The sequence below is a fragment of the Rhodococcus sp. YH1 genome, assembly GCF_009939605.1.
In the GTDB taxonomy this organism is placed as follows: Bacteria; Actinomycetota; Actinomycetes; order Mycobacteriales; family Mycobacteriaceae; genus Rhodococcus; species Rhodococcus aetherivorans.
Genome location: NZ_WVTE01000030.1, coordinates 1 through 16,887, shown reverse-complemented (window position 1 = coordinate 16,887; position 16,887 = coordinate 1). Strand labels below are relative to the sequence as shown.

15 protein-coding genes and 1 pseudogene are annotated in these 16,887 nt (G+C 71.3%); 12 read left to right on the top strand and 4 right to left on the bottom strand.

Translation table 11 applies throughout. The features are described 5' to 3' along the window. Positions 1–73: 73 nt before the first annotated feature. Both AIIKEEIJ_RS03430 and AIIKEEIJ_RS03425 read right to left on the bottom strand, forming a co-directional pair. Positions 74–409, bottom strand: coding sequence for a helix-turn-helix domain-containing protein (locus tag AIIKEEIJ_RS03430; RefSeq protein ID WP_161994938.1), 336 nt, complete (start codon positions 407–409; stop codon positions 74–76). Positions 410–511: 102 nt separating this feature from the next. After that, positions 512–919: a winged helix-turn-helix transcriptional regulator gene (locus tag AIIKEEIJ_RS03425; protein ID WP_006937168.1), complete on the bottom strand. Its 408-nt coding sequence runs from the start codon at positions 917–919 to the stop codon at positions 512–514. A 201-nt stretch (positions 920–1,120) separates the two neighbouring features. Between AIIKEEIJ_RS03425 and AIIKEEIJ_RS03420 the strand changes: the two genes are divergently transcribed. The 4 genes and pseudogenes from AIIKEEIJ_RS03420 to AIIKEEIJ_RS32840 all read left to right on the top strand — a co-directional run. Further along, positions 1,121–1,747 (top strand): FMN-dependent NADH-azoreductase, encoded by a 627-nt coding sequence (locus AIIKEEIJ_RS03420; protein ID WP_006937166.1) that lies wholly within the window; start codon positions 1,121–1,123, stop codon positions 1,745–1,747. A 34-nt stretch (positions 1,748–1,781) separates the two neighbouring features. After that, positions 1,782–2,486: an AAA family ATPase gene (locus AIIKEEIJ_RS03415; protein WP_161994937.1), complete on the top strand. Its 705-nt coding sequence runs from the start codon at positions 1,782–1,784 to the stop codon at positions 2,484–2,486. 11 nt (positions 2,487–2,497) lie between these two features. Then, entirely contained in the window at positions 2,498–3,472 is a 975-nt protein-coding gene (locus tag AIIKEEIJ_RS03410) for a zinc-binding dehydrogenase (RefSeq protein ID WP_161994939.1), read from the top strand. Continuing rightward, a pseudogene (locus tag AIIKEEIJ_RS32840) lies at positions 3,469–4,521 on the top strand (MFS transporter); the annotation flags it as partial. The gene AIIKEEIJ_RS03410 and the pseudogene AIIKEEIJ_RS32840, both read left to right, overlap by 4 nt. A 112-nt stretch (positions 4,522–4,633) precedes the next feature. Here AIIKEEIJ_RS32840 and AIIKEEIJ_RS03400 read toward each other — a convergent pair. Beyond that, a complete protein-coding gene (locus tag AIIKEEIJ_RS03400; RefSeq protein WP_161994935.1) occupies positions 4,634–5,764 on the bottom strand; it encodes a glycosyltransferase in 1,131 nt (376 codons plus the stop codon). An 80-nt stretch (positions 5,765–5,844) separates the two neighbouring features. Then, a complete protein-coding gene (locus AIIKEEIJ_RS03395; RefSeq protein WP_161994934.1) occupies positions 5,845–6,324 on the bottom strand; it encodes a DUF2231 domain-containing protein in 480 nt (159 codons plus the stop codon). Positions 6,325–6,456: 132 nt separating this feature from the next. Between AIIKEEIJ_RS03395 and AIIKEEIJ_RS03390 the strand changes: the two genes are divergently transcribed. The 8 genes from AIIKEEIJ_RS03390 to AIIKEEIJ_RS03355 form a co-directional block, all read left to right on the top strand. Continuing rightward, positions 6,457–7,209 (top strand): MerR family transcriptional regulator, encoded by a 753-nt coding sequence (locus AIIKEEIJ_RS03390; protein ID WP_006937156.1) that lies wholly within the window; start codon positions 6,457–6,459, stop codon positions 7,207–7,209. A gap of 73 nt (positions 7,210–7,282) precedes the next feature. Then, a complete protein-coding gene (gene glf / locus AIIKEEIJ_RS03385) occupies positions 7,283–8,503 on the top strand; it encodes a UDP-galactopyranose mutase (RefSeq protein ID WP_006937155.1) in 1,221 nt (406 codons plus the stop codon). Continuing rightward, positions 8,500–10,428: a glycosyltransferase gene (locus AIIKEEIJ_RS03380; RefSeq protein ID WP_006937154.1), complete on the top strand. Its 1,929-nt coding sequence runs from the start codon at positions 8,500–8,502 to the stop codon at positions 10,426–10,428. Before glf ends, AIIKEEIJ_RS03380 begins: the two co-directional genes overlap by 4 nt. Then, a complete protein-coding gene (locus AIIKEEIJ_RS03375) occupies positions 10,412–10,948 on the top strand; it encodes a phosphatase PAP2 family protein (RefSeq protein WP_006937153.1) in 537 nt (178 codons plus the stop codon). Before AIIKEEIJ_RS03380 ends, AIIKEEIJ_RS03375 begins: the two co-directional genes overlap by 17 nt. After that, positions 10,945–11,850: a decaprenyl-phosphate phosphoribosyltransferase gene (locus AIIKEEIJ_RS03370; protein WP_006937150.1), complete on the top strand. Its 906-nt coding sequence runs from the start codon at positions 10,945–10,947 to the stop codon at positions 11,848–11,850. The genes AIIKEEIJ_RS03375 and AIIKEEIJ_RS03370 overlap by 4 nt, the downstream gene beginning before the upstream one ends. Positions 11,851–11,908: 58 nt before the next feature. After that, positions 11,909–13,786 carry a flagellar motor control protein ZomB gene (gene zomB, locus AIIKEEIJ_RS03365; protein ID WP_044476001.1) on the top strand — a complete coding sequence of 626 codons (1,878 nt, stop codon included), beginning with the start codon at positions 11,909–11,911 and terminating at the stop codon, positions 13,784–13,786. A gap of 306 nt (positions 13,787–14,092) precedes the next feature. Further along, positions 14,093–15,103: an alpha/beta hydrolase gene (locus tag AIIKEEIJ_RS03360; RefSeq protein ID WP_029547027.1), complete on the top strand. Its 1,011-nt coding sequence runs from the start codon at positions 14,093–14,095 to the stop codon at positions 15,101–15,103. A 222-nt stretch (positions 15,104–15,325) separates the two neighbouring features. After that, the coding region (locus AIIKEEIJ_RS03355; protein WP_238406189.1) for an alpha/beta hydrolase-fold protein at positions 15,326–16,887 on the top strand (1,562 nt) is incomplete at its 3' end.

Below are 16,887 nucleotides of genomic sequence, written 5' to 3'. Positions count from 1 at the left end.
CGAACACGCAGCAGCGCAGCACAGTTCGCGACGATCTGCTCCAGTACATCGTCGACGGTTTCCGCGAGCCGGCCTACATCGTCAACCGGCACTGGTGCGTGTTCGGAGACCGGTCGGGCACACCCGCGAGCAGCCGCAGGTGGATCCGCTCCGCGTCGTCGAGGCGCAAGGCGCGCGAGATCGCGTCGAGCACCTGGGATGAGACGTTGATGGGTCGGCCCTGCTCGAGCCAGGTGTACCAGGAGAGCCCGACGTTCGCGAGCGCGGCGACCTCCTCACGGCGAAGACCGGGCGTGCGCCGCCGGCCCGAGGCGACGAGGCCCACATCCGAGGGCGACAGCCGGGCCCGGTGCCGACGGAGGAAGATGCTCAGCTCGGTTCTGCGATTTTCCTTCGACGTCGCGTTCACAGGCGTGAATCCAATCGACGACGGTGCGGCAGGTCAATGCCGCCCGCCGTCGCGGGCGTCGACTGCGTTCGAAATCACAGGGAGTCGGTGCGGCGGACCACGTCACCCGGTGTTGCGGGTCGCGCGGTCGTACTCCTCGCGATGCACCAGGATGTCGGCGATGTTCGACTCCGCCCAGTCCTTGATCTCGGCGACGATCGGGACCAGGGACTCGCCGAGGGGCGTGAGGCGGTAGTCCACCCGCGGCGGGACCGACGGCGTCACCGTCCGCTCCACGACACCGTCACGCTCGAGGGTCCGCAGCGTGGTGGTGAGCATCTTCTGGCTCACGCCGGCGATCGTGCGGCGCAGTTCGCTGTGCCGCCGCGGGCCGTCCGTCAGGGCCGACAGGATCAGCGTCGCCCACTTGTTGCTCAAGGTCTCCAGCACCTGACGTGCCGGGCATCCGGCCAGGTAGATGCTGTACCGGGCCTTCTCCCGCTCGCGTCGTTCACCGGCGGTCGTCGTCATCGAATTCCCCCGTAACCGTTCCCCGCACCCGCGCCCCGCCGCAGCCCGGGAACCTCGAGGTGCCCGAGGCACTCGAAAGTGCCGTCTTGAGCTGCCGCGGCACGCGGATGATGCTGTCCCCTGCAGCCTAGCTGCGTGTGCGGGTGGCGGCCTGCTCGTCGGCACCCGCGGCCTGCGACGACATCTTCCGAGAGGATCCCGATGACCAAGCTCCTGCATGTGAACGCCTCTGCCCGTGGCGAACACAGCCAGTCCCTCGCCATCGCACGGGCCTTCGTCGAGGCGCTGGCGGATCGCCGGCCCGACCTCGAGGTCGACACCCTCGACCTGTTCTCCGCGGACCTGCCGGAGTTCGGCACGGTCGCCGCCGACGCCAAGATGGCCGTCTTCGGCGGTCAGGAACAGACCGCCGAGCAGAAGGCGGCGTGGGACGCGGCCCGGGCCGTGTTCGACCGGTTCGCGGCGGCCGACGTGTACGTGTTCAACGTGCCGATGTGGAACGCGGGTGTGCCGTACGTCCTCAAGCAGTGGATCGACATCGTCACGCAGCCCGGCTGGGCGTTCGGCTTCGACCCCGCCACCGGATACGAGGGGCTGCTGACCGGCAAGCGGGCTCTCGCCGTCTACACCAGCGGGGTCTACGCGCCGGGCGTGCCGCTCGAGTTCGGCGCGGACTTCGCCACCACCTTCTTCGACGACTGGCTGCGCTTCGTCGGCATCACCGACACCGAGGTCGTCCGGTTCGCCCCGACCGTTCTGACCGGCGCCCCCGACGAGGACCTGGCCGGCCATGTGGCGCACGCACAGAAGCTCGCGGCCAACTTCTGACCACCGCGAACACCGCGACGGAAAGGCACGCGCAATGCGCTTGGGAATCTCGGGAACCTATTCCTCCGGAAAGACACTGACCTCCATCGCGTTGTCCGAGTACACGGGCATCCCCCGTACCCGGGCGAAGACGATGCGGGAGATCCTCCCCGAGGCCGCCCCCGGGAAGACGCTCGAGGAATGCACGTCCGCGGAGCTGCTGCAGATGATCGTCGTCCGGCACGTCGATCGGGCGATCCACGAACGGAACCTGTGGGACGGGTTCATCTCCGACGGTTCGTCGCTGCAGGAGTGGATCTACGGCTCCGTCCGGGTCACCTACGGCATCAACCCGAACGAGTCGGTGGGCCTGGGCGAAGGGGTACCCGTGCCGCGCACGCCCGAACTGGCCTACTTCGAGGACGTCGTCGCCGAACTGGGCAAGGCGTTCAAGCGGCACGTGAAGGAGACGTTCGACGCCTTCGTGCACCTGCCCAACGAGCTGCCGCTCAGCGCGGACGGGCATCGTCCGGTCAACGAGCACTTCCGTGCCCGGGCCGACCGCATGCTCGAGGAGATCATGGCGGAACTGGCGATTCCGTTCCACGTGGTGGGCGGTGACCTGCCGGCCCGGTTGGAGCGGATCACCGAGCTCTTCGGCTTCACCCCGGTGCTGCCGGTCGACGTCGCCGTTGCCCGGGCGCTCGACGAGTACGCCACCCTCGACACCCGCATCGAGACCGCACGGGCGGGAGTCTGACGGTGCCGGACATGCTCGCGGCGGTGTACGAGCGCCTCGGCGCGGCCCGGGACGTGCTCGACGTTCGCCGGATGCCGCGGCCGGAGCCCGGGCCGGGGGAGGTGCGGGTCCGCCTCCGGCTGTCCGCGGTCAACCCGTCCGATTGGCGGGCCCGGCTGCACGGCCGGGGGACGCCGCTGCAGTGGCAGATCCCGCACTCGGACGGCGTCGGAGTGGTCGACGCAGTGGGGCCGGGTGCCGATCCCGGCCGCATCGGTTCCCGGGTGTGGGTGTGGAACGCCGCGTGGCGGCGCCGGCACGGCACCGCAGCCCAGTGGACGTGTGTCCCCGATCGGCAGGCGGTGAACCTGCCCGAGCACGTCGGGGACGAGCTCGCCGCCGGGCTCGGCATCCCGTTCATGACCGCATGGCACGCCCTGTTCGCGGACGGTCCGCTCGACGGTGCGACCGTGCTGGTGGCGGGCGGGGCCGGCGCGGTGGGGAATGCGGCCGTGCAGCTGGCGAGCCGGGCCGGTGCCACGGTGCTGGCCACGGCGAGCACGGACGAGAAGGCACGGCTCGCGCGCGCGGCGGGGGCGTCCGTGGTGGTCGACTACCGCAGCTCCGAGGCCGCCGCGGCGCTGCGGGCCGCCGCGCCGGACGGCGTCGGGCGCATTCTGGAACTCGCCCTGGGACGCAACCTCGACCTCGACCTCAAGGTGCTCGCCGACCACGGCACCGTCGTCGTGTACGCCCCCGAACCCGAACCGCCGCCGATTCCCGTGCAGCGGTTGATGGCCCGGAACCTCCGAACCCATTTCCTGCTCGTCTACACCATCGGTCCGCGAGCCCAGGAGGACGCGGTGCGCGGCATCACGGCGGCACTCGAGGACGGCGCGCTCACCCCGTTGCCGACGGTGTGGTTCCCCCTGCACGAGGTGGCGGCGGCGCACGAGGCGGTCGAGGGTGGGGTGCTCGGGAAGGTCGTGCTGGGGCTGCCCGAATGACGGAGCCGGATCTCGCCTCGCCCCGGGACCGGTCGTCCGGCGAGGGGGATGCCGTGGCGGCGTTCCTCCCGGTCGTCGTACTGCTCGGACTCCTCGCGGTGCTCGTGCTGTCCCAGCTCTACGCCGTGATCCCCGTGTTCGGTGTCCTCGCCGACGACCTGGGCCTCGACGCGCAGCGGGTCACCGTGACCCACACCGCGTTCGGCATCGCCTATGCGGTGGGGTTCCTCGCCTGGGGCGCCGTCGTCGACCGCATCGGACCGCGGCGGACCCTGCTGACGGGTCTGGGTGCGCTCGTCCCGGCCACCGTGCTGGTCGCCACCGCCCGGGACGCGACGTGGATGATCGCCGCGCGGGTGCTGCAGGGCGCGGTGGCCGCGGCGTTCGCGCCTGCCGCCTTCGCGTACGTCGGCACCCGGATCGCGGTGGCTCGCCGGGCGACGGCACTGTCGGTGCTCACCGGGTCCTTCCTCGCGTCCGTCGTCCTCGGGCAGATCGCCGCCCAGGCCGTGTCCGCGCTCGCCGGATGGCGGTGGTTCTTCGGGATCGGTGCTGTCCTGTTCGCCGTGGCGACGGTGGCGGTGCTCGCCGCGGTCGACGACGAACCACCGCCGCGACCCGGGCCGCAGCCGGTGACGGGGGCCGTCGCGCTGCTCGGATCGGCACGCACCGTCGCCGTGCTGGCGGTCACCGCCACGGTGCTGGCCGGTTTCGTGGCACTCCACACCGGCGTCCAACGCTTCGCCGTGGTGGCGGATCCCGACGAGCTGCTGGTCTTCCGGGCGTCGGCGCTGCCGGCGATCGTCGCGGCACCGCTGCTGTCGGGTCTGCTCGGCCGGATCCGGACCGGGCACCGCATCGTCGTCTTCCTCCTCGTGGCGGCGGCCTGCGCGACGGTGGCGCAGGACGCGCCGGTGGCCGCCTTCGCCGCGATCACGTTCTGCGTGGCGGTGATCGCCCCCGCTCTGATCGCCCTCGTGCTCGACCGTTCGGGCCCGCACCGTGGTGCCGGGACGGCGCTCTACACCTGCGCGCTGTTCGTCGGCGCGGGGCTGGGGCCGCAGATCGCCGCGACGGCCTCGTCGTTCTCCGCGACCGCCCTCGCCGCCGCCGGCGTGTGGACGGGTGGGGCTGCGCTGGCGGCGATCTCGTCCGGCCGGCCTACCGCGCGGTTCCGGCCGGGTGCCCGGGGTCGCCGAGGACCGCGAGCATCCTGTCCACCGACGTCGCCCACCCGAACTGCTCGGCGCGACGTCGCGCCGAGCGGCGCAGGAAAAGGTCGGGGGCGCCCAGCAATTCGTCGATCGCGTCGGCGAAGGCCGCGTCGCGGTCGGCGGACAGTACCCCGCACTGGGGGGTGAGGATCTCGGTGAGCGCCGACGACCGCGACGCCACCACCGGGGTGCCGGCGGCCAGCGATTCGAGCGCCGACAGGCAGAACGTCTCGTGCGGTCCCGGGGCCAGCGAGACGTCGGCGGTGGCGAACAGCGCGGCCAGCCGATCGGGGTCGCCGATGAATCCGGTGAACGTCACCGGGAGCCCTTTCGCCTTGTGCTCCAGGGCGTGACGTCGCGGCCCGTCGCCGGCGACGACCAGGTGGACGTCGTGCCCGCGCCGGTGCAGCAGGCGCGCCGCGTCGATGCTGCGCTCCACCTTCTTCTCGACGGACAGCCGGCCGCAGTGCAGCAGCAGCCGGGACGAGTCCGGTAGGAGCCGCTCGCGCAGGCGGCGGTCGTGGCGGGCGGGGTGGAAGCGGTCCAGGTCCACGCCGAGCGGCACCCGCACCAGATTCGGCGTGCCGATGCGGGTGAACTCCGTGCTCGCGAATTCCGTCGTGCACACCACCGTGTCGTAGTCGGTGGCCATCCGCCGGTTGGCCAGGTCGGCGGCCCGCCGGGCGACCGGCGCCGGCAGCACCTGGCCGAGGAGACGGTCGAGGCGCTCGTGGGAGACGACGACGCTGCGCACGTCGCGCCGGCGCGCCCACCGCCCGAATCCGCGCAGCGTCAACCGGTCCGACACCTCCACCGCGTCGGGCCGCAGGCCGCGCAGCACGTCCGCGACGCGCCGCGGGTCGGCCACCCGGTACCCGCCGGTCCACGGGACGACCGGTGCCGGCACGGTGATCCGCAGGACCCCGTTGCCGAGCAGTTCCTCGCCGCGACGGGGTCCGGGCACGATCAGCGTGACGTCGTGCCCCCGCGCGCTGTACCCGCCGCCCCACTGGTGCAGCGCGGTGCGCAGGCCGCCCGACCGGGGGCCGTAGAAGTTGGCGAGCTGAACGATGCGCACCGTTCTCATTGAGCCGGGACGCGGCGACGGGTGCGGCAACGGCGCCGGGCGCCGCGGTGAACGCGCGTCGAATCTCTCCGTCAGTCGGCCGTCGCGGGGGGCACGCGGCCGGTCCACACGGCCTCGGCGCCGGACTCGCCGACCCGGACGGTCTGCACCGTCGCGCCCACCGCGGCGACGACGGCCAGCACCGCCGCGACGACGGTCAGGGCTCGTCGCCCGCCGCCGTCGCCGCGGCCGCGCAGCATGTGCGCCCCCGCGAGCAGCGCCGTCGCGGCGAACAACAGCGCGACGACGAGGGTCATGGTCTCGCCGAGTTCCTCGTGGGCCTCGATCAGCGGGGTGTCGCCCAGGGCGCCGGCGAGCTGCTCGCCGGTCTCGGCGGTGAGCGGCGTCAGCACCAGCGCCGCGGCCGCCAGCACCACGACCGGCCACAGGAGGTGCCGGCGCGCGGCCGGCCACAGCGCGCACAGGATCAGCCCCGTCGACACCAGAGGCACCAGCACGACGACCGCGTGCACGAGCAGCGGGTGAGCGGGCAGTCCGCCGATCAGCGTCATACCGTTTCTCCTTCCGGCCGGAGCGTCCAGGGAAACCGTAGGCGCCGATCCGGACGAACGGGATCCGAACGGGCTTGACGTTGACGCGACGTCAAGACGCATCCTGGGCGTACCCGACGAGAGAGGCCCGCGATGAAAGGCGAATGGTCCATCCAGGAACTGGCCCGCGCGGCCGGCGTCACCAGCCGCACCCTGCGGCACTACGGCGACGTGGGCGTGCTCGAGCCCAGTCGCACCGGCCCGGGCGGCATGCGGTTCTACGACGCCGACGCCCTGGTCCGGCTGCAGCGCATCCTGCTGCTGCGCGACCTCGGCCTGGGACTGCCGGCCGTCGCCGAGGTGCTCGACGGCCATCGCGACGCCACCGCGGCGCTGCGCGTGCATCTGGAACTGCTCGAGCACGAGCAGCGGCGGCTGGCCCGGCAGATCGAGTCGGTGCGCACCACCATCCGCAGAACCGAGAGAGGAGAGGAACTGATGGCGAACGAAGTGTTCGACGGATTCGACCACACGCAGTACCGCGACGAGGTGATCGAACGCTGGGGCCAGGACGCCTACGACAGTAGTGACCGCTGGTGGCGTGGCATGAGCGAGGCCGAGCGCGACGACTGGAAGTCCGTCGCGGCCCGCCTGGGCGCGGACTGGACGGCCGCCGCGGCCGCCGGTCTCGATCCGGCCGGCCCGGAGGGGCAGGACCTGGCCCGTCGCCACGTCGCGTGGCTCGGCAGCATCCCCGGTACCCCGGGCCACGGGGAGGAGCCGAACCGGGAGTACGTCCTGGGGCTGGCAGAGATGTACGTCGCGGACGAGCGCTTCGCCGCGAACTACGGCGGCCCGGCGGGTGCGGAATTCGTCCGGTCCGCCCTGCGGGCCCACCTGGCCTGACCCGTGCGCGTTTCCGGTCGCTCCCGCTACCGGAAACGCGCACGGCCCCGCGGGTCGCCTACCCTGGTCTTCCGTGACTGCTGCACCCTCGCCCCAGCCTGCCACCCGTGAGTACGACCTGATCGTCGTCGGCTCCGGGTTCTTCGGACTGACGATCGCCGAGCGTGCCGCCACGCAACTCGGCAAACGCGTTCTCGTCGTCGAGCGCCGCCACCACCTCGGCGGCAACGCCTACTCGGAGCCCGAGCCCGAGACGGGCATCGAGATCCACAAGTACGGCGCCCACCTGTTCCACACCTCCAACAAGCGGGTGTGGGACTACGTGAACCAGTTCACCGATTTCACGAACTACCAGCACCGCGTGTTCGCGATGCACAAGGGCCAGGCCTACCAGTTCCCGATGGGTCTCGGGCTGGTGTCCCAGTTCTTCGGCCGGTACTTCAGCCCCGAGGAGGCGCGTGCCCTGATCAAGGAGCAGGCCGCCGAGATCGACACCGCGGAGGCGCAGAACCTCGAGGAGAAGGCCATCTCCCTGATCGGCCGGCCGCTCTACGAGGCGTTCGTGCGCGACTACACCGCCAAGCAGTGGCAGACCGACCCGAAGGAACTGCCCGCCGGCAACATCACCCGCCTGCCGGTCCGCTACACCTTCGACAACCGGTACTTCAACGACACCTACGAGGGCCTGCCCGTCGACGGCTACACCGCGTGGCTCGAGAACATGGCGAAGGACGAGAAGATCGAGGTGCGGCTCGACACCGACTGGTTCGAGGTGCGCGACGAGATCCGCGCCGCGAGCCCCGGCGCCCCCGTCGTCTACACCGGGCCGCTCGACCGCTACTTCGACTACGCCGAGGGCCGCCTCGGCTGGCGCACCCTCGACTTCGAGACCGAGGTGCTGCCCACCGGCGACTTCCAGGGAACCCCGGTGATGAACTACAACGACGCCGACGTGCCCTACACCCGCATCCACGAGTTCCGGCACTTCCACCCCGAGCGGGACGGCTACCCCACGGACAAGACGGTGATCATGCGCGAGTACTCGCGCTTCGCCGGCAACGACGACGAGCCGTACTACCCGATCAACACCCCGGAGGACCGGGCCACGCTCTCGGCCTACCGGGAGCGGGCCAAGCGGGAGGCCGCGGAGAACAAGGTGCTGTTCGGCGGCCGGCTCGGCACCTACCAGTACCTCGACATGCACATGGCCATCGCGAGCGCGCTGAGCATGTTCGACAACGCCCTCCTCCCGTACTTCGAGTCGGGCACGCCGCTGGCGGGGGACGCCTCGTGAGCGCCCGGCACCAGCTGGCCGAGCCCGTCGCGCCGGAATCCGAGCTGCTCGGCAGGGCACTGCTGCAGCGGGTGATCCTGCCGCGCCCGGGTGAACCGCTCGACGTGCGCACCCTCTACCTGGAGGAATCGCCGACCAACGCACGGCGCGCGCACGCCGTCGGCCGGACGTCGCTGAACATCGGCGCCGAGTCCGAAGTGTCGATGTGCACCTACTTCAACGCCTTCCCGGCGAGCTACTGGCGACGGTGGAGCACGCTCACCTCCGTGGTGCTGCGGCTCGAGCTCACCGGCCACGGCCGGGCCGACGTGTACCGCTCGAAGGCCGACGCGAGCCGCATCCACGTCGAGGGCCGCGAGTTCTCCGGCGGCGCCCCCGCCGGGGACGACGCCGCGACGGTCGAGTTCGAGATCGATCTCGGCCCGTTCGAGGACGGTGGCTGGATCTGGTTCGACATCACCACCGACTCGGACGTCACGCTGCGCTCGGCGGGCTGGTACGCGCCGGTCGAGGCACCCGGCGAGGCGTCCGTCGCCGTGGGCATCCCCACCTTCAACCGCCCCACGGACTGCGTGAAGGCCCTCGTCGCCCTCGCCTCCGATCCGCTGGTCCTCGACGTCGTGGACGCCGTGATCATCCCGGACCAGGGCACCCGGAAGGTTCGCGACGAGCCCGGTTTCACCGCGGCGGCGGCCGCGCTCGGCGACCGGCTCGCCATCCACGACCAGGGCAACCTCGGCGGTTCGGGCGGCTACAGCCGCATCATGTACGAGGCGCTGAAGACCACCGACTGCCCGTACATCCTGTTCATGGACGACGACATCGAGCTGGAACCGGACTCGGTCCTGCGCGCGCTGGCGCTGTCCCGGTTCGCCAAGAGCCCGATGCTCGTCGGCGGCCAGATGCTCAACCTGCAGGAACGCAGCCACCTGCACACGATGGGCGAGGTGATCAACCGCGCCGACTTCATGTGGACGGCCGCGCCGAACGTCGAGTACGACCACGACTTCTCCACCAAGCCGCTGCGCGACCGCGAGCAGTCGCGTCTGCTGCACCGGCGCATCGACGTCGACTACAACGGCTGGTGGATGTGCATGATCCCGCGGCAGGTGGCCGAGGAGATCGGTCAGCCGCTGCCGCTGTTCATCAAGTGGGACGACGCCGAGTACGGGCTGCGGGCCCGCGCCGCCGGCTACCCGACCGTCACCATGCCGGGCGTCGCGATCTGGCACATGGCGTGGAGCGACAAGGACGACGCCATCGACTGGCAGGCGTACTTCCACCTGCGCAACCGCCTCGTCGTGGCGGCCCTGCACATGCCGGGCGACGGACGCGGCCTGGTGCTCGACACCGTCAAGGCCACGCTCAAGCACCTGCTGTGCCTCGAGTACTCGACGGTGGCGATCCAGAACAAGGCGATCGAGGACTTTCTCGCCGGCCCGGACCGCCTGTTCGAACTGCTGCCCACCGCGCTCGGGGAGGTGCACGCGCTGCGCAAGCGGTTCTCCGACGCCGTGGTGCTGCCGTCGTCGACCGAGCTGCCGCTGCCGTCCGGCGCCGAGGTCGGGGCGGTCGGCGAGCCGCGCGGGGCGGTGCGCAAGATGGTGCGGCTCGCCAAGGGCCTGGTGCACAACGTGCGGCCGGCGCATCCGGAACACCACCAGCGTCCGCAGCTGAACGTGCCGACCCTCGACGCCCGCTGGTTCCTGCTGTCGCAGGTGGACGGTGTGACCGTGACCACCGCGGACGGGCGCGGCGTCGTCTACCGTAAGCGCGACCCTCGGCAGGCACAGGCTCTGCTGTCCGAGGCCGTGCGGCTGCGCCGCGAGCTGGCACGCAGGTTCCCCGAGTTGAAGAACGAGTACCAGGCCGCGGTTCCCGCCCTGACGAGCAAGGAGGAGTGGGAGCGTGTCTTCGAGTCGTGAATGGCCGACCACCGAGGCGGAGATCCAGGTGCTGCAGGCCGTGCAGGCCACGGTCGGCTCCCGGCCGGGAGCGATCGCCGCGGCCCGTGGGCTGTCGCACTTCGGTGAGCACGCCCTCGGCTGGGCGGTGATCGGCGGCGTCGGCGCACTGGTCGACCGCCCGCGCCGGCGGCGGTGGGCCGGGGTCGCGGTCGGCGCCGTGGGCGCCCACGCCGCGTCCATCGTGGTCAAGCGGGTCGTGCGGCGTCCCCGGCCCGTGGACCCGACCATCCGGGTCAACGTGTCGACCCCGAGCCGGCTCAGCTTCCCGTCCTCGCACGCCACCTCGACGACGGCCGCTGCCGTGCTGCTCGGTCGGCTGACCGGGCTACCCTTACCGGCGGTGTTGGTCCCGCCGATGTTGCTGTCCCGCCTCGTGCTCGGCGTCCACTATCCGACGGACGTGCTGGCGGGCGCCGCGCTCGGCGCCGCGTCCGCCGCGGCCGTCGTGCGGGCCGAGAAGAAGTTTGGAGAGAGATGAGCGAGGAACCGGTAGCCGTCGCGGCGCCTCCGAAGAATCTGGCCGAGGGCATCGTCAAGGCGGTTCGCCCCCGGCAGTGGGTGAAGAACGTGCTGGTGCTGGCCGCGCCCCTCGCGGCCGGCTCGGCGACCGAGCTGGACGTCCTGATCCCGGTCGCCCTGGCCTTCGTGGTGTTCTGCATGGCCGCGTCGGGCATCTACCTGGTCAACGACGCGATGGACGTCGAGGCCGACCGCGCCCATCCCACGAAGCGGTTCCGCCCGATCGCCGCCGGCGTGCTGCCGGTGAACCTGGCCTACGGCATGGCGGTGGTGCTGCTCGTCGGCTCGATCGGCCTGTCGTTCCTGGCGAACTGGCAGCTCGCGGTGGTGATGGCGGTGTACATCACCGTCCAGCTGGCCTACTGCTTCGGGCTCAAGCACCAGCCGGTGCTGGACATCGCCATCGTCTCCTCCGGGTTCCTCATCCGGGCGATCGCCGGTGGCGTGGCCGCGGAGATCCTGCTGTCGCAGTGGTTCCTGCTGATCATGGCATTCGGCTCGCTGTTCATGGCGGCCGGCAAGCGGTACGCGGAGCTGCGGCTCGCGGAGCGGACCGGCGCGAAGATCCGCAAGTCGCTCGAGTACTACACGGGCACCTACCTGCGGTTCGTGTGGACGCTGTCGGCGACGGCGGTCGTCATCTGTTACGGCCTGTGGGCGTTCGAGCGCGACCAGGCCAACGACACCAACTGGTTCGCGATCTCGATGATTCCGTTCGTGATCGCGATCCTGCGGTACGCGGTCGACGTGGACGGCGGGGAGGCCGGCGAACCGGAGGAGATCGCCCTGAAGGACCGGGTGCTGCAACTCCTCGCGCTGGCCTGGATCGGGGCGGTCGGCGGTGCTGTCTACCTCTTCTGACCTCGACGAGGATCTCGGCGCCCCGGCCCGCCGGCCCCGGCCGGCGGGCCGGGGCGGCATGCGGCCGTGGGTGCCGACCGCGGTGTTCTCCGGCGGAGTCGCGCTGACGGCCCTGCTGATGTTCTGGGGCGCGTGGGAGCGTCGCTGGATCGCCGACGACGGCCTGATCGTGCTGCGCACCGTGCGCAACCTGCTGGCCGGCAACGGCCCGGTGTTCAACGCCGGCGACCGGGTCGAGGCGAACACGTCGACCCTGTGGACGTATCTCGTGTACGCGGCGGGCCGGCTCAGCGGGGTGCGGCTCGAGTACGTGGTGCTTGCCACGGCGCTCGTGCTGTCGACCGCGGCGGTGGTGCTGGCGATGCTCGGCACTGGCCGGCTGTACCGGGGGCGGCTGCGGGGCAGTGGTGCCACGTTCCTGCTGGTGCCCGCCGGCATGTTCGTCTACATCGCGGTGCCCCCGGCCCGGGACTTCGCCACCTCCGGACTCGAGAGCGGGCTGGTGATCTGCTGGATCGCCCTGCTGTGGCTGCTGCTCGTGCGGTGGGCGACGGTGCCGGGGTTGCCGTCGACCCCGTCGGTGCTGGCGACGGCGTTCGTCGCCGGTCTCGGGCCGCTCGTGCGCCCCGAACTGGCGCTTCTCGCTCTTCCGGCCCTGCTCATGCTGTTCCTCGCGGCCGGACTCACGTGGCGGGTGCGGGTCGCCGTGGTGGCGGTGGCCGGTGCCGTGCCGGTGGGCTATCAGATCTGGCGGATGGGCTACTACGGTCTGCCCTATCCGAACACGGCGGTGGCCAAGGACGCGGGCGGGGCGAAGTGGGCGCAGGGCTTCGAGTACCTCGGGAACCTGGTGAGCCCGTACCTGCTGTGGCTGCCGCTGCTGCTCCTGCTGCTCGGTGCCGCGCTCGCGTGGCGGTACCGGGGACCCCGCGAACAGGACGCGCCGAAACGTGAATTCCGTCACAGGGACGGGTCCTTTCCGGCGCGCGCACAGCGCGCGCTGCGCACCCCCGCGGCCGTGGTCGTCTTCATGCTCGGCGCCGCATTGTTGCTCACGCTGTACGCCCTTCGCGTCGGCGGCGATTTCATGCACGGCCGGGTGTTGCTGCCGCCGTTGTTCTGTCTGCTCATTCCCGTCGCCGTGATTCCGTTGCGGGTTCCGCAGCGGGCCGAGATCGGCCGCACTCGCGCGACGGCCGTCGCGGGGGCGGCGGGGGTGCTGTGGCTCGGTGTGGTGGTGTGGTCGGCGATCGCTGCGAACACCACCGGCATGCCCGAGGGTGCGGTGGTGGGCCGCTCCGGGATCGTCGACGAGCGGGCGTTCTACGCCCTCAACACGGGCCACCTGCATCCCGTCCGGGCCGAGGACTACCTCGACTACCCGCGCATGCGGGCGATGGTCGAGGCGATCTCCAACACCCCCGACGGCGGGCTGCTGCTGCCGACACCGTCGTTCGACGCATGGGACGTCGTGCCGCCGCCGGGGCCGGTGCCGCCGGGCGGAGCCGGCCACACGGTCTACTTCCTCAACCTCGGCATGACCAGCATGAACGTCGGGCTCGACGTGCAGGTGCTCGACCAGATGGGGCTGGCGTACCCGCTGGCGGCGCACACCGAGCGGCTCGAGGACGGGCGCATCGGGCACGACAAGCTGCTCTACCCCGACTGGGTCGTCGCCGACACGGGAATGGTGGACGTGCACCCGTGGCTGCCGGCCTATCTGGACGAGGACTGGGTGGCGCAGGCGCAGGTGGCGCTGACGTGCCCGCAGACGCAGGAACTGCTCGCGTCCTCCCGCGCGGAACTGACGTGGCCACTGTTCAAGCGGAATTTCCGCAACGCGTTCGACTATGCGGACTACCGCTTCGACCGGGTGCCGAAATACGAGATCCAGCGCTGCGGCCTCGCGCTTCCGCCCCCGCGCGACGGGGGCTGACGCGGTCGTCCGGCCCGCGAATTACATCGATGTCGTTTTCGCCCCGGTGGGCCCGTGCGGTCCGCCGGGCGTATCTCGGTATGATCACAGTCGATAACGGATGTGTAACGCATCGGGGGTGCAGGCCGATATCGAAGCCGACACACGGTTCGTTGACCTGGGTTACCGGGGGTTTGTCAGAGCTCACGGTGTCCTTTACAGTCTTGACCGCAGTGTGACTTGCGACGGCCCGCTCGGTCGTCGCCGCCGGTATCCGACGGGGGACGCGCACGCGGACGCCGCAGATCGAGAAAGAGAGCATTGTTCATGCGTTTTGTCCCGAGGTTGTCGCAGCGCCTCCGCAGGCGCGTGCTCGGCGTGGGTGCCGCAGCCCTCGTTCTGCCGGTTGCCGCCGGCGTCGCCGGAAGCACCGCCGCGCTCGCCGCTCCCGCAGCCGCCGCCCCGATCTCGCATCGGGCACCGGCCGGCGGTTTCGAGGAAGTCTTCGTCGACTCCGACATGGGCCCGATCAAGGTGCAGATCCAGTGGGCCGCCCGCGGCGGTGACGCGGCGCTGTACCTGCTCGACGGCCTGCGTGCCCGCGACGACGCGAACGCCTGGAGCTTCGAGACCAACGCCCGCGACCAGTTCGCCAACGACAACGTCACCCTGGTGATGCCGGTCGGCGGCCAGTCGAGCTTCTACACGGACTGGTACGCGCCCAGCAATCTCAACGGCCAGGACGTCACCTACAAGTGGGAGACGTTCCTGACGGAGAAGCTGCCGGACTACCTCGCCACCCGCGGCGTCTCGCGCAGCAACAACGGCATCCTCGGCCTCTCGATGGGCGGCAGCGCCGCGCTGACCCTGGCGGCCTACCACCGCGACCAGTTCAAGTTCGCCTCGTCGCTCTCCGGCTACCTGAACCTGTCGGCCCCGGGCATGCGTGAGGCCATCCGCGTCGCGATGCTCGACGCCGGCCGCTTCAACGTCGACTCGATGTGGGGCCCGCCGTGGAGCCCGGCGTGGCTGCGCAACGACCCGTTCGTGTTCGCGCCGAAGCTCGCCGGCCTGTCGATGTACATCTCGGCCGCCAGCGGCCTGCCCGGCCAGCACGACACCCCGCAGGGCCTGGTCGGTGTCTACAACACGGCCAACGCCATGGGCCTCGAGGCGCTCGCGCTCGCCCAGACCCGCGCCTTCCAGATCAAGCTGGCCACCCTCGGCATCCAGGCCCGCTTCGACTTCCCGGCGCGCGGCACGCACTCCTGGAAGTACTGGGAAGAGGAGCTGTGGAAGGCTCGCCCCCAGATCCTCGAGGCACTGAACGCCTACTGATCGCGCCGAACTCCCCGGCGCACACTGACGGTACGCATGCCGCCCCACGACCCGCGAGGGACGAGGGGCGGCATGCGCCGTTTCGCGGATCGTTGACAAAAACCACACCCGTCACAGCGCGGCGCCCCCACCCGGCGTCCGTTCACGTGTAGAAACAGTCTTCGAGACGCGGGGCCCGGTCGCCCGCCGACGCCCCAGCAACGCAGAAAGTGAGCGATGCCGATGCGAACAGTGCTTGGCGGACGTCGAACCGTGCGCGCCCAGCAGCCGGCGCCGCGTGCCCGTCGGGTCCTCGGGGCGGTCGCCGCCGCGCTCGTCGCGCCCCTCGTCGCCGGAACTCTCGCGGCCGGGGCCGCGTATGCGGAGCCGGTGGACCGCAGCGAGCCGACCGCCGTGCAGGCCCCGGCCGGGGTCACGGTGCAGCGCGTCGACTGGCTGACCGACCGGCGCGTGGCCCTGTGGGTGAACTCGCCGGCCATGGGCACCCCCATTCAGGTGCAGCTGCTGCTCGCCCGGGACTGGAACATCGAACCCGAGGCGCGGTTCCCCGCCGTCTACATGCTCGACGGCCTGCGCGCCCGCGACGACGAGAGCGGCTGGACGATCGAGACGGACGCCGAGGCCTTCTTCGCGGACAAGAATGTCAACGTGGTGCTGCCGGTGGGCGGGCAGTCCAGCTTCTACGCCGACTGGATGGACCAGAACAACGGGCGCAACTACCAGTGGGAGACATTCCTGACCAAGGAGCTCCCGCCGATCCTCGAGGGCAACTGGCGCACCACGAAGGACCGCGGCGTCGTCGGCCTGTCGATGGGCGGCACCGCTGCGATGTTCCTGCCCGCGCGCAACCCCGGCTTCTTCAAGTTCGCGGGGTCGCTCTCCGGCATCCTCACCACCACCACCCTGGGCATGCCGCAGGCCATCCAGTACGCGATGCAGGACGCCGGCGGCTTCGATTCGTCGGCCATGTGGGGTACCCCCGGCGGCGAGCAGTGGGCCGCCCACGATCCGTACCTGCTGGCGGACAAGCTCGAGGGCGTGAGCCTGTACGTCTCCAGTGGCAGCGGCAGCACCGGCCCGTACGACCAGCCGTCGGGTATCCCGGGCGTGAGCACGAACTACGCCGGCATGGGCCTCGAGATCCTGTCGCGGCTCACCTCGCAGGCGTTCGCCACCAAGCTCAACAAGATCGGCATCCCTGCGCAGGTGGTCTACCGGCCGTCGGGCACCCACTCGTGGCCGTACTGGGAGTTCGAGCTGCACCAGCTGTGGCCGCAGCTGGCCAACGCCCTCGGAGTGGAGGTCACGAAGCCTAACTGCAGCGCCGCCGGCGCGATCGGCGACGCAGCGGCCGCCGGTCCCTGGATCGGCGACTGCCTCACGCCGGAGTACGCCGTCGCGGGCGGGCGCGTCCAGGACTTCCGCTTCGGCCGGATCTTCTCCTCCACCGACGGCGGGGCCCGCCCGGTGGCGGGTGCGATCGGCGGGGCCTACCAGGCCGCGGGCGGCCCGGGGGGCCCGCTCGGCTACCCGACCACGGAGGAACGCGGCACCCCCGACGGCCGCGGCCGGTTCAACCACTTCCAGCAGGGCTCGATCTACTGGACCCCGCAGACCGGGGCGCACGCCGTGCGCGGCGCCATCCGCGACGAGTGGGCGCGGCAGGGCTGGGAGGGCGGCCCGCTGGGCTACCCGGTGGCCGACGAGGTCGCCACCCCCGGCAAGCCCGGCGTGGTGCAGGGCTTCGAGATCGGCGCCCTCTACTGGAGCGAGCCGTTCGGGGC

What these genes read in the sequence shown, in the direction of transcription:
- AIIKEEIJ_RS03425 (WP_006937168.1), bottom strand. Translation starts at nt 919, where the DNA reads ATGACGACGACCGCCGGTGAACGACGCGAGCGGGAGAAGGCCCGGTAC.
- AIIKEEIJ_RS03420 (WP_006937166.1), top strand. Translation starts at nt 1,121, where the DNA reads ATGACCAAGCTCCTGCATGTGAACGCCTCTGCCCGTGGCGAACACAGC.
- AIIKEEIJ_RS03415 (WP_161994937.1), top strand. Translation starts at nt 1,782, where the DNA reads ATGCGCTTGGGAATCTCGGGAACCTATTCCTCCGGAAAGACACTGACC.
- AIIKEEIJ_RS03410 (WP_161994939.1), top strand. Translation starts at nt 2,498, where the DNA reads ATGCTCGCGGCGGTGTACGAGCGCCTCGGCGCGGCCCGGGACGTGCTC.
- AIIKEEIJ_RS03395 (WP_161994934.1), bottom strand. Translation starts at nt 6,324, where the DNA reads ATGACGCTGATCGGCGGACTGCCCGCTCACCCGCTGCTCGTGCACGCG.
- AIIKEEIJ_RS03390 (WP_006937156.1), top strand. Translation starts at nt 6,457, where the DNA reads ATGAAAGGCGAATGGTCCATCCAGGAACTGGCCCGCGCGGCCGGCGTC.
- AIIKEEIJ_RS03370 (WP_006937150.1), top strand. Translation starts at nt 10,945, where the DNA reads ATGAGCGAGGAACCGGTAGCCGTCGCGGCGCCTCCGAAGAATCTGGCC.
- zomB (WP_044476001.1), top strand. Translation starts at nt 11,909, where the DNA reads ATGCGGCCGTGGGTGCCGACCGCGGTGTTCTCCGGCGGAGTCGCGCTG.
- AIIKEEIJ_RS03360 (WP_029547027.1), top strand. Translation starts at nt 14,093, where the DNA reads ATGCGTTTTGTCCCGAGGTTGTCGCAGCGCCTCCGCAGGCGCGTGCTC.